At 56.3% G+C, this 12133-nt stretch carries 11 protein-coding genes and 3 tRNA genes; 4 read left to right on the top strand and 10 right to left on the bottom strand.

Annotated elements, in window-relative coordinates:
* Positions 1-40: 40 nt before the first annotated feature.
* From hfq to nnr, 6 genes are all read right to left on the bottom strand, one after another.
* On the bottom strand, positions 41-349 hold the full coding sequence (hfq, locus tag CMQ96_RS16760) for an RNA chaperone Hfq (RefSeq protein ID WP_004871115.1): 309 nt from the start codon (positions 347-349) through the stop codon (positions 41-43).
* Between the two features lie 92 nt (positions 350-441).
* Positions 442-1392 (bottom strand): tRNA (adenosine(37)-N6)-dimethylallyltransferase MiaA, encoded by a 951-nt coding sequence (miaA, locus tag CMQ96_RS16755; protein WP_032695150.1) that lies wholly within the window; start codon positions 1390-1392, stop codon positions 442-444.
* Positions 1385-3280 (bottom strand): DNA mismatch repair endonuclease MutL, encoded by a 1896-nt coding sequence (gene mutL, locus CMQ96_RS16750; RefSeq protein ID WP_064342090.1) that lies wholly within the window; start codon positions 3278-3280, stop codon positions 1385-1387. Before mutL ends, miaA begins: the two co-directional genes overlap by 8 nt.
* A 10-nt stretch (positions 3281-3290) precedes the next feature.
* Complete coding sequence (amiB, locus tag CMQ96_RS16745) at positions 3291-4628, bottom strand: N-acetylmuramoyl-L-alanine amidase AmiB (protein WP_004871121.1); 1338 nt, start codon at positions 4626-4628, stop codon at positions 3291-3293.
* Between the two features lie 16 nt (positions 4629-4644).
* Positions 4645-5106 (bottom strand): tRNA (adenosine(37)-N6)-threonylcarbamoyltransferase complex ATPase subunit type 1 TsaE, encoded by a 462-nt coding sequence (tsaE, locus tag CMQ96_RS16740; RefSeq protein WP_004871122.1) that lies wholly within the window; start codon positions 5104-5106, stop codon positions 4645-4647.
* A complete protein-coding gene (gene nnr, locus CMQ96_RS16735; protein WP_165909815.1) occupies positions 5099-6610 on the bottom strand; it encodes a bifunctional ADP-dependent NAD(P)H-hydrate dehydratase/NAD(P)H-hydrate epimerase in 1512 nt (503 codons plus the stop codon). The genes tsaE and nnr overlap by 8 nt, the downstream gene beginning before the upstream one ends.
* Before the next feature lie 13 nt (positions 6611-6623).
* On the opposite strand from nnr, the gene queG reads away from it, so the two are divergent.
* Complete coding sequence (gene queG / locus CMQ96_RS16730; protein ID WP_064371506.1) at positions 6624-7763, top strand: tRNA epoxyqueuosine(34) reductase QueG; 1140 nt, start codon at positions 6624-6626, stop codon at positions 7761-7763.
* Between the two features lie 270 nt (positions 7764-8033).
* On the opposite strand, the gene CMQ96_RS16725 is transcribed toward queG, so the two are convergent.
* From CMQ96_RS16725 to CMQ96_RS16715, 3 genes are all read right to left on the bottom strand, one after another.
* Positions 8034-8109, bottom strand: a tRNA-Gly gene (locus tag CMQ96_RS16725).
* 24 nt (positions 8110-8133) lie between these two features.
* A tRNA-Gly gene (locus tag CMQ96_RS16720) sits at positions 8134-8209 on the bottom strand.
* A gap of 23 nt (positions 8210-8232) precedes the next feature.
* Positions 8233-8308, bottom strand: a tRNA-Gly gene (locus CMQ96_RS16715).
* A 286-nt stretch (positions 8309-8594) separates the two neighbouring features.
* On the opposite strand from CMQ96_RS16715, the gene CMQ96_RS16710 reads away from it, so the two are divergent.
* Positions 8595-9326: an arginine ABC transporter substrate-binding protein gene (locus tag CMQ96_RS16710; RefSeq protein WP_024360249.1), complete on the top strand. Its 732-nt coding sequence runs from the start codon at positions 8595-8597 to the stop codon at positions 9324-9326.
* 41 nt (positions 9327-9367) lie between these two features.
* On the opposite strand, the gene orn is transcribed toward CMQ96_RS16710, so the two are convergent.
* Entirely contained in the window at positions 9368-9913 is a 546-nt protein-coding gene (gene orn, locus CMQ96_RS16705; protein ID WP_004097954.1) for an oligoribonuclease, read from the bottom strand.
* Positions 9914-10007: 94 nt separating this feature from the next.
* Here orn and rsgA point away from each other — a divergent pair, with 94 nt between their 5' ends.
* A complete protein-coding gene (gene rsgA / locus CMQ96_RS16695) occupies positions 10008-11069 on the top strand; it encodes a small ribosomal subunit biogenesis GTPase RsgA (protein ID WP_098067036.1) in 1062 nt (353 codons plus the stop codon).
* Between the two features lie 93 nt (positions 11070-11162).
* Positions 11163-12125 carry an archaetidylserine decarboxylase gene (gene asd / locus CMQ96_RS16690; protein ID WP_049086623.1) on the top strand — a complete coding sequence of 321 codons (963 nt, stop codon included), beginning with the start codon at positions 11163-11165 and terminating at the stop codon, positions 12123-12125.
* Positions 12126-12133 lie beyond the last annotated feature (8 nt).

Raw genomic sequence — 12133 nt, 5'->3', positions numbered from 1 at the left:
AGAAAACCTGGCTCCCCGACGTGGAAAAACAGCTTCTGCCTTATTCGGCGTCTTCGCTGTCTTGCTGCGACGCAGAAGTACCCTGCGCACCACCACCGTGGTGATAGTTGTTTGTACCGCCGCCAGCATTATTGCTGTGGTGTGACACCGGGCGAGACGGGACAACAGTAGAAATTGCGTGCTTATAGACCATCTGGCTGACCGTGTTTTTCAACAGGATCACGAACTGATCGAAAGACTCAATTTGCCCTTGCAGCTTAATACCATTCACCAAATAAATAGAAACCGGAACACGTTCCCGACGCAAAGCGTTCAGGAACGGATCTTGTAAAGATTGCCCCTTAGCCATTCTCTCTTTTCCTTATATGTATGCTTGTTTTGTACTCAGAACCTTACGATTCTTAAAAAAATTACGCACGATACCTGTTCAATTGTACACGTTCAGTCCAGGCTAGCACCAACAACCTGTAATACTTTGTTGAACGCTTGTTCAGGTTGTTCACTGTCTAACCAATGAATACCTTCCCAACCGCGCAGCCAGGTAACCTGACGTTTAGCCAACTGTCTCGTGGCGCAAACACCTCGATAAACCATTTCATCATACGGGATCTCGCCATTTAGGTACGACCACATCTGGCGATATCCGACACAACGAATGGAAGGCATATCCGTATGCAAATCTCCCCGGGCAAAAAGCGCCCGCACTTCTGCTTCAAAACCTGAAGCCAACATCTGATGAAAACGCTGTTCTATGCGTTGATGGAGCAGTTCACGGCTCGCCGGGGCGATGGCGAACTGGTGCACCTTATACGGCAGAGCATCACCTGACGTTTGCGTCAGCTCCGTTAAAGTTTTACCCGAAATGAAAAAAACTTCCAGTGCTCGGGAAAGTCTTTGCGGATCATTTGGATGAATACGCGCGGCGGCAACCGGATCAATTTCCTGTAGCTGCTGGTGCAACGCGTTCCATCCTTGCTCTGCGGCCTGTTGCTCGATCCTGGCCCTGACCTCAGGGTCAGCCGAGGGTAGAGGCGACAATCCTTCCAACAACGCCTTGAAATACAACATCGTTCCGCCAACCAGTAGCGGAATACGCCCGGCGGCAACAATATCAGCCATCTCAGCCAGCGCATCACGACGAAAATCCGCCGCGGAATAAGCTTCAGCCGGATCAAGAATATCCAGCAGCCGATGCGGCGCAGCGCTTAGCTCCGCGGCATCCGGCTTGGCCGTGCCGATGTCCATTCCTCGATAAATGAGGGCTGAATCAACGCTAATCAACTCTACTGGCAAAACTTTACGTAAGGCGATCGCCAATGCGGTTTTACCAGAGGCCGTCGGGCCCATTAAAAATATTGCCTTAGGCAGGCTTGCCTCGGTTACATCACTCATCTTTCAGGGCATTCATCGCCGAATGTAAATCAACAGGTTGTAACAGACCACCCGGCGGCGCTTTAACCAGCTGCGGACATAAGCGCTCAATATCCGCCAGGACGGCAATCGCCTGCGCCATATTCCACTGCGCATGTTCGCTCGCCAGGTTACGCGCCATCCACTGAGCAATATTGCCGACGTCGACGGTTTTTTGCTGCGCCAGGTAGCCTATCAGTTCAGGAATCAAGATTTGTAAATTTTGTTGTCTTAAGGGTAAAGGCACTGCGCGGATCGTCACGTGGTGCGCATCGGACTGGAGTTCAATCCCGACCTCTGCCAGCGCCGACTGCGCCTGCTTGAGCGCGTCTTTTTCCTCTTCGGACACTTTTATCCGTAGCGGGATAAGCAACGGTTGGGCGCAAACCGCCTCTGCGCCCGGCGTCAGCTGCGCCTGGCGCAGCCAGCGCTCAGCGACCGGCAGGGCCAGCAGCGCTAACTTACCGTCGCGCTCCAGCAGCGCGCAGTCGCTATCGATAATGGTCAGCACGCGGCCAAAGCTTTGACTATGACCTGACAGGCCTTCCGCCGCCGGTGCGGGAGATTTGGGTTTGCGCTCCGCGGCAGGAGTATCCAGCAGTTGGCGGTAGAGCGCACCCTGCTGTTTTTGATAGCCTGGCTGCGCATGCGGCCAGCCGGCTCCGCCAGTTGAAGATGACCCCGAGGCGGCAGGTTCTCGCGAACCGCCGGCGTTAAAGCGCGGCGCGGCGGGCTCATCACGATATCGGGGAGCCGCGTTTTCACGCGCGACCGCCGGCTGGGCAAAATGATTGCCGCCTGCCGCAACGCGATTTTCCGGCACCTGCCGCAGCGCGGGCTCATCGCCCTCTTTTGCCAACGGCACCTCCAGTTGCTGCTGCAGGACGCTCAGCACGCCCTGATAGATAAAATCGTGCACCAGGCGCGATTGATGAAAACGCACTTCATGTTTGGCCGGGTGGACGTTCACATCCACCTGATGCGGATCTATCTTCAGGTACAGCACAAAAGCAGGCTGCTGATCGGCCCCCAGTTTGTCTTCACAGGCCTGACGAATCGCGTGATTAATCAGGCGATCGCGCATCATCCGCCCATTGACGTAGCAATATTGAATCTCCGCCAGCGTCGGATTGGTATGCAGAGGATCGGCCACCCAGCCGCTGAGGGTAAGATCCCCATGCTGCCACTCAATCGCCAGCGCGTGTTCGAGAAATGGCAAACCGCAGATCGCGCCCAGACGCCGCTCGCGCTGGCCGTCCTGCGATACCGCCCGGTACTGGCGCACGACTTTACCATTGTGGCTGAGGTTGATAGTGACGTCGAAACGCGCCAGCGCGATGCGCCGGACGATCTCGTCGATATGGCCAAATTCGGTTTTTTCGGTGCGCATAAATTTGCGCCGGGCGGGGGTGTTATAAAACAGATCCAGCACTTCCAGCGTTGTCCCCACCGGGTGCGCCGCCGGCTTCACGGTGACCGCCTGATCGCGCCCTTCGGCATAGGCCTGCCAGGCCTCCTGCTGATCCTCGGTACGCGAGGTCAACGTCAGGCGAGCCACTGAGCTGATACTGGCCAGAGCTTCGCCGCGAAAGCCGAGGCTAATGATCGCCTCAAGGTCGTCCAGCGAAGCAATTTTACTGGTGGCGTGACGGGCCAGCGCCAGCGCCAGCTCGTCTTTTTTAATGCCGCAGCCGTTATCGCGAATGCGGATTAACTTCGCCCCGCCGCGCTCAATATCAATGTCGATGCGCGTCGCCCCGGCATCGAGGCTATTTTCCACCAGCTCTTTGACCACCGACGCCGGTCGTTCCACCACTTCACCTGCGGCAATCTGGTTGGCGAGCTGCGGCGGTAGAACCTGTATCGGCATGGCCGTCTCCTTAATTTAACAACGTCCCATCAGACGAACCTGCGCTGGCGGTCTGCGCGGCTGCCCCGCGCGGCGCGGATTGCAGAGGATGCTGCATAAAGTAGTTACGCAGACCGTTATAAATCGCTTCTGCGACCTGCTGCTGATAGGCATCGCTGCCCAGCAGCCGCTCTTCGCCGGTATTACTGATAAAACCCGTTTCGACAAGGATCGACGGGATATCCGGCGAACGCAGTACGCCGAGGCTGGCATGCTCAGGACGACGCTTATGTAAATCGCCGATCCGCTGCAGCTGGCTCAGCACATTGGTCGCCACATCATACCCGACGCGCTGGGAATGGCCGAACTGTAAATCCAGCACCGCCTGGCTCAGGTAAGGGTCCGACTGGCTATTGGCCAGCACATCACCCGCGCCGCCCAGCAGCTCGGACTGCTTCTCATGTTGTTCGAGCCAGCCGGCCATTTCGCTGTTCGCGCGGCGGTTGGAAAGTACCCAAACCGAGGCTCCGGTGGCATCGCGATTCGGCGCAGCGTCGGCGTGAATGGAGACAAGGAAATTGGCGTTTTGCTTACGCGCGACGTCAGATCGTCCCATGACTGAAATAAAGTAATCGCCGTCGCGCGTCAGAACGGGCCTGAACTGCGGATCGGCATTCAGCAGCGCGCGGAGCTTACGCGCAATAGCAATGGTCACGTTCTTCTCTTTCGTGCCGTTCGGGCCAATGGCCCCCGGATCCTGGCCGCCGTGGCCGGCGTCAATGGCGATAATCACTTTGTCGTCGCCAGAAACGGTACGCGCCGCGGGACGCGTTACGCTACTGGTGCTGGTCACCGCGGTGAGCCGGTCGTTATCGGCTTTAAACGGGTTGCGTGCGGGTTCGCTCGGACGCACGGGCTGCGCCATGGGCCTTTCCGCCTGTCTAACCACCACCGGCTGCGGCGGTGGCGGAGGTGGAGGCGGTGCGTCGGCGTTAATCGTAAACACCACGGTGTAGTTAGAGCCGTTCTGCTGTTTCACCGCGCGGGTTTTGCCATCGGCAGTTAAATCCACCAGCAGGCGCAGCGACTGCGTATCCTGCGGCGTCCCGGAACGAATACTTTTTACCAGATTATTACCGCTAAACTGCAACGGTAGCCCCTGGAGTACGCCGGTCTGTTTAATATCCAGCGCCACGATGCGTTTGCCCTGGGGGCTAAACGAATACTCAGGCTCGCCGATAAAACTAATGGTAATGCGGGCCTGCCGATCGCCATTTGAGACCTGGATATCGGATAAACTTGCCGCAGTGGCCTGAATGCTGAACAGCATCAGCGCGGCGGCCAGCCAACTGGTTAAGCGATACATCATCCCGTCGTCCTTCAGGCTAATTAGCCAAACGCGCCAATAAAGACTCACCCAATGAGGAGACCGCGGTTACGCGCGCCTCACGCCCTTGTGCCTGATACTCGAGGTGAATTTCAACATCCGGGTCCGGCAGTACTCCCGTGCCCTGCTGCGGCCATTCCACCAGGCAGATAGCATCGTCAGTAAAATAATCGCGGATCCCCATAAACTCGAGTTCCTCAGGATCCGCCAGGCGATAAAGATCGAAGTGATAGACCATCAAATTCTCGAGACTGTAAGGCTCGACGAGGGTGTAGGTTGGGCTTTTAACGTTGCCACGGTGACCGAGAGCCTGAAGGAAACCGCGGCTAAAGGTGGTCTTACCCGCCCCTAAATCGCCATACAAATAGATGACCGTCGCGCCAGTGCATGCCTGCGCGACGCGGTTGCCAAGGCTTAAAGTCGCCTGCTCATCGGGTAAAGGAATCACTCGGTTAATCATGGTCTACGTCAATCACATCCGGGTTAACAACACGCCTGAGCGTGGAAAAAAGATCGGTCGCCAGCATTCCGCGGGTGCCGTGTCTCGCCGCCAGCCGATCGGCGGCTTCGCCATGAGCAACGCATCCGGCGCAGGCAGCATCATACGGCGCCAGGCGCTGGCCTAACAACGCAGCGATAATGCCGGTCAGCACATCGCCCATCCCGCCGCTGGCCATTCCAGCATTACCGGCGTCAATAATGCCCATTTCGCCGGTTTCGCTCGCCACGACCGTACCTGCACCTTTCAGCACCACGATGCCACCATAACGTTTTACCAGACGTTGTGCAGAATGTAAGCGATCGCTTTCAATTTCTGCCACACTCACGTTCAGCAGACGGGCGGCTTCGCCGGGATGCGGCGTCAGCACGCGATTGTGACGTTTATCGGGATTGATTGCCAGCAGGTTCAGCGCATCCGCATCCCAGACCATCGGTTTGCGAAAATTCTCCGCCTGGCGCAGCGCATTCTTACCCCACTCGCTCTGACCAAGACCCGGCCCAATCGCGACGACATCCGCCCATTGCAGGCTTTCCTCAAGCGCGCGGGATGACAGTTCATGGACCATCAGCTCCGGCCTGGCGGTCAGAACGGGGGCGATATTGTCCTTATGAGTCAGGACGCGCACCAGCCCGGCGCCCGCGCGCAGCGCCGCTTCCCCGCTCATGCGAATGGCTCCCGCCGTACCCGGTTCGCCGCCAATAATCACCAGCTTACCGTGATCGCCTTTGTGCGATGTTGGGCGTCGCGGCGGCAGCCAGTCGGGAAGCTGCGAGGCATCGAATCGACTGATTGCCGTCGTCTGGCCTGCCAGCCAGCGCTCAAGCCCTAAAGCGTGATGATGCAGGCGGCCCACGACATCGCGGGCTTTGCCGGTCAGCAGCCCCGGCTTAAGCGCGATAAACGTGATGGTATGAGCAGCATGGATAACCGCGCCTGGCGTGGTACCTGTCTGCGCGTTCAGACCAGAGGGAATATCGAGCGCGACAACCGGCGCCGGATGAGCGTTAGCATGCGCGATAAGCTCAGCGACGTTTTCCCGGGGCGCGCTCTGTAGCCCGGTACCGAGCAGGCCGTCAATAATCAACGTGATATCTTCAGGCCAGGCGATGTTCGCGGCGTGAATCGTCCCGCCGGCGTTAAGCCACTCTTCACGCGCCAGGCTGGCCTCTTCCGGCAGCGGCTTCTCACTCTCCAGCGCCAGCAGCGTAACCTGAATCCCGCGCGCCTGCGCCAGGCGAGCCACCACGTAGCCGTCTCCGCCGTTATTACCGTGGCCGCAAAGAATCAACCAGTGCTGGCTTCCTGGATACTGTACGCAGGCAAGTTCAAAAGCCGCTTCGCCCGCACGGCGCATCAGCTCATATAACGTCAGCCCAAGGGCATCCGCCGCCTCTTTTTCCGCCCGCCGTAGCGCCTCCGCCGGCCAGATGATATGTGGTATACTGTCGGTGTTTTTCGTCATCGTATGGTCCATCATGTCACAGCCCCTCGATCTCAATCATTTAGCGCAGCAAATCAAACAGTGGGGCACAGAGCTGGGGTTCCAGCAGGTCGGTATTACCGATACCGATCTCAGCACCAGCGAACCTAAACTACAGGCGTGGCTGGATAAACAATACCACGGCGAAATGGAGTGGATGGCGCGCCACGGCATGATGCGCGCGCGCCCTCATGAACTCCAGCCCGGTACCTTACGCGTGATTAGCGTGAGGATGAACTATCTGCCCGCTAATGCCGCATTCGCCCGCACCCTGAAAGATCCCGCGCGGGGTTACGTTAGCCGTTACGCCCTCGGAAGGGACTATCATAAGCTGTTACGTCATCGCCTGAAAAAATTAGGTGAGATGATTCAGGCGCAGTGTGCTTCGCTCAATTTTAGACCCTTTGTCGATTCCGCGCCGATTCTTGAACGCCCTTTAGCCGAAAAAGCGGGGCTGGGATGGACAGGTAAGCACTCACTTATCCTCAGCCGCGATGCCGGCTCGTTCTTTTTCCTCGGCGAGCTGCTTATCGACCTCCCTCTTCCCATCGACCAACCCGTCGAGGAAGAGTGCGGGCGCTGCGTGGCCTGCATGACTATCTGCCCAACCGGCGCCATCGTCGAGCCCTATACCGTCGACGCCCGGCGCTGTATTTCCTATCTGACGATTGAACTGGAAGGCGCCATCCCGGAAGAGTTCCGCCCGCTGATCGGTAACCGCATTTACGGCTGCGATGATTGCCAGCTGATTTGCCCGTGGAACCGCTTCGCGCAGCTGACCGATGAAGATGATTTCAGCCCGCGCAAGGCGCTGCATGCCCCTGAGTTACTGGAGCTTTTCACCTGGAGCGAGTCATATTTTCTAAAAGTGACGGAGGGATCGGCTATTCGCCGTATTGGCCATCTGCGCTGGCTACGTAATATCGCTGTCGCGCTGGGCAATGCGCCCTGGGATGAAGCCAACCTCAAAGCGCTGGAGAGCCGCCGGGGTGAGCACCCGCTTCTCGATGAACACATTGAGTGGGCGATGACGCAGCAAATGGCAAAACGAAATGCCAATGTGGTTGAGGTGCAATTGCCCAAGAAGCTACGGCTGGTCAGGGTGGTTGAAAAAGGACTACCGCGCGACGCCTGATTCATTCACAGGGTGTGAATAAAAATAAAAACACATTGCGTTTCAACGGGCAGACGTTCGTCAAGTGATCGGATTAACACTTTGAAATGAAATTTAATTCTTATATTTCAGTTATATATAAAAATACTATTTACATAGTGAAGTGTTTTTCTGAGAAAAGACGAAAGACTAACCTGTGGATAACTCTGTTCACAGTATTTTCAGGACATCGCGAAAAGCATTCATGACGCGTAGTTGCGCTGTGGATAAACTGGATATGAGAAGAAATTTTGGAGCGGGAAACGAGACTCGAACTCGCGACCCCGACCTTGGCAAGGTCGTGCTCTACCAACTGAGCTATTCCCGCTTGGGTGTGGTAACTTTCAAATTTTGGAGCGGGAAACGAGACTCGAACTCGCGACCCCGACCTTGGCAAGGTCGTGCTCTACCAACTGAGCTATTCCCGCTTGGGTGTGGTACTTTCAAATTTTGGAGCGGGAAACGAGACTCGAACTCGCGACCCCGACCTTGGCAAGGTCGTGCTCTACCAACTGAGCTATTCCCGCATACTTCTGGCCATATTTCTATGGCGTCGTGATTTGCATTTCTGCTTCGTCACGGGAGGCGCATTATACGAGAATTCGATTTAGCTGCAACCCCCCTGAACGCAATTTTTTTCGTTTTTGGTTTAAGTGACCACTTTATCACCACATCCAGGCCTGATTTGTCTAAATAAACAGCAAATGCCGCAAAATGACTTTTTCCGGGCTCGCTAAAGGCGCAAAATCGCTCAAGTTTACAGGCGGATATCGCCCGCTGACGGTCAACAACGATGATAACCAGGGAAATAAAATGAAAAAAGCGCTTACCGTCCTGCTGCTGGCCACGCTTGCCACAGGAACAGCATCGGCAACAACGCTACATTTTGGGACAACGACGGCCAATCCGCCGTTTGAAACCGTCAGTGGCAAAAACCAACCCACGGGTTTTGATATCGACCTGGCCAATGCGCTGTGCAAGCAGATGCAGGTTGAATGCAAATTTACTCCCCAGGGGTTCGATACCCTCATCCCGGCGCTGCGCTTTAAGAAATTCGACGCCGTGATTGCCGGTATCGAAGTGATTCCGATGCGGGAAAAACAGGTCGCGTTCAGCCATCCCTATCGTCAGGCGCTGTCCGGCGTAGTGGTCACAGCGAAAGACGCCGCCCATACCTTTGCCGATCTGAAGGATAAAAAACTCGGCGTCGTGAAAGGCACCCTTCATCAGCGCTATCTGCGGGACAAACAAAAAGCCGTGCATGCGGTGCCTTACGACAGCGACGAAAGCGCCCTGCGCGCGCTTAAAGAAGGCGTGATTAGCGGCGTGATGGGCGATCAGGAGACGTTAACGAAATGGCTCCAGGATAACCCCGACTACGCCATGATGGACGAACGCGCCACGGATCCCGGCTACTACGGTAAGCAGTACGCCATTGCGGTACGTAAAGACGATCCTGAGCTGCTGAATAACCTCAATGCCGCTCTGGATGTCGTAAAGGCCTCGCCGGAATTCCAGGCGATGGAACAGAAGTGGTTTAAATAATCAGACGTCATGCCGGGGCGCTTCTGGCCCCGGCATAAACATTAAAGCTTGATGAAGTGCTCGCGGTAGTAAGCCAGTTCCGCGACCGACTCGCGAATATCGTCCATCGCCTGGTGCGTCCCCTGTTTCTTAAAACCGTCAAGAATTTCCGGTTTCCAGCGACGAGCCAGCTCTTTCAGCGTGCTGACGTCGAGGTAACGGTAGTGAAAATAGGCTTCCAGCTCCGGCATATATTTAAACAGGAAGCGGCGATCCTGGCCGATGCTATTGCCGCAGATTGGCGACTTACCCGCCGGTACCCATTTTTTGAGGAATTCGATAGTCGCCAGTTCGGCTTCACGATCGCCCTGGGTGCTCGCCTTCACCCGCTCCACCAGCCCGCTGCCGGTATGGGTACGCACGTTCCACTCGTCCATCAACGCCAGCTGCGCATCTGACTGGTGTACCGCAATCGTCGGCCCTTCCGCCAGAATGTTCAGATTCGCGTCGGTCACCAGGGTGGCGATTTCGATGATGCGATCGCGCTCCGGATCCAGCCCCGTCATTTCAAGATCGATCCAAATCAGGTTGTTTTCATCTGCACTCATGTTATTTTCCACCCTTCTTACGTCACTATATTCATCTAAAATAGCGTGTATCATAGAGGTTTTGCCCGTACAGGGCGACCAGGAGCCAGTTCGATTGAGTAAAAATAAACTCTCCAAAGGCCAACAGCGCCGCGTGAAGGCCAACCACCAGCGCCGCCTGAAAACGACTTCGGAGAAGGCCGATTTTGATGACAACCTGTTCGGTGAGAAATCCGAAGGGACCGTCATTAGCCGCTTTGGCATGCATGCCGATGTCGAATCCGCCGACGGTAGCGTCCACCGTTGCAATATTCGCCGAACTATTCGTTCGCTGGTTACCGGCGATCGCGTGGTCTGGCGTCCGGGCAAAAGCGAAGCTGACGGCGTCAACGTCAAGGGTATCGTCGAGGCCGTACATGAACGAACTTCCGTACTGACGCGTCCGGATTTCTACGACGGCGTCAAACCTATCGCCGCCAATATCAATCAGATTGTTATTGTCTCCGCGATTTTGCCTGAGCTTTCTCCGAATATTATCGACCGCTATCTCGTGGCCTGCGAAGCGCTGAACGTTGAGCCGCTGATCGTACTCAACAAGATCGATCTGCTGGATCAGGAGAGCATGGCCTTCGTCAACGAGCAGATGGACATTTATCGCCATATTGGTTATCGCGTATTGATGGTTTCCAGCCGCACGCAGGATGGCCTGAAGCCGCTTGAAGAGGCGCTCACCGATCGTATCAGTATTTTTGCCGGGCAGTCCGGGGTAGGCAAATCCAGCCTGCTGAACGCGCTGCTGGGCCTGCATGATGACCAAATCCTTACCAATGACGTTTCGGACGTCTCAGGACTGGGGCAACACACCACCACGGCCGCGCGCCTGTACCACTTCCCGCACGGCGGCGATGTGATTGATTCGCCGGGCGTACGCGAGTTCGGTCTGTGGCACCTCGACGCGGAACAAATCACCCACGGCTTTGTCGACTTCCATGATTATTTAGGCCGTTGCAAATACCGCGACTGCAAGCACGACGCTGACCCGGGCTGCGCCATTCGCGAAGCGGTGGAGAAAGGGGAAATCGCCGAAAGCCGATTTGAAAACTACCACCGCATTCTGGAAAGCATGGCGCAGGTACAGGTAAAAACGCGTAAAAGCTTTTCATCATCTGATAACTGACATTTAACCTGAGCATCGTTAGAATCGTCCCCCTTTTTCAGGTCCCGCTGTTGCGCGGGGCCAGGAACGACAAATAATGGCCTGGAGGCTACCTTGTTAAACGATCTTAAACTTTCACTGCAATACATTCTGCCTAAACTGTGGCTCACCCGCCTCGCAGGCTGGGGTGCGCGCAAGCGAGCAGGCTGGCTGACAAAGCTGGTCATCGATCTGTTCGTGAAATATTACAAGGTCGATATGAAAGAGGCGCAAAAGCCTGACACCGCCAGCTACCGCACCTTTAACGATTTCTTCGTTCGCCCGTTGCGCGATGACGTACGTCCGTTAAACACCGACCCGAGCGTGCTGGTGATGCCTGCCGATGGCGTCATCAGCCAGCTCGGCGCCATTGAAGACGACAAAATTTTGCAGGCCAAAGGTCACAACTACAGCCTGGAAGCGCTGCTGGCCGGTAACTACCAGATGGCCGACCTGTTTCGTAACGGCAGCTTCGTCACCACGTATCTGTCACCGCGCGATTACCACCGCGTGCATATGCCGTGCAACGGTATTCTGCGCGAAATGATCTACGTGCCGGGGGACCTGTTCTCCGTGAACCATCTGACCGCGCAAAACGTGCCGAATCTTTTTGCCCGCAACGAGCGCGTCATCTGCCTGTTCGATACTGAATTCGGCCCCATGGCGCAGATCCTCGTCGGCGCCACCATCGTCGGCAGCATCGAAACCGTATGGTCCGGTACCGTGACGCCGCCGCGTGAAGGCGTCATTAAGCGCTGGACCTGGCCCGCCGGCGATAGCGAAGGCTCCGTCGCCCTGCTTAAAGGCCAGGAGATGGGCCGCTTTAAGCTGGGCTCCACGGTGATCAACCTATTTGCGCCAGGCCAGGTGACGTTGGTTGAGCAGTTACACAGCCTGTCGGCCACCAAAATAGGCCAGCCGCTGGCAACCGCGCCTGAAGCCGTAGCGCCGGTCGAGCCCGCTCCGCTGGCAGAGGAAGAAGTCCGCGCTGAACATGCCGCCAGTCCGCTGGTTGACGATAAACAAGACGAAGGTTAATTCCTGAA

The organism is Klebsiella sp. MBT K-1 (assembly GCF_002556465.1).
Lineage (GTDB): Bacteria > Pseudomonadota > Gammaproteobacteria > Enterobacterales > Enterobacteriaceae > Klebsiella > Klebsiella grimontii.
This window is presented reverse-complemented; position numbering and strand designations above follow the sequence as displayed.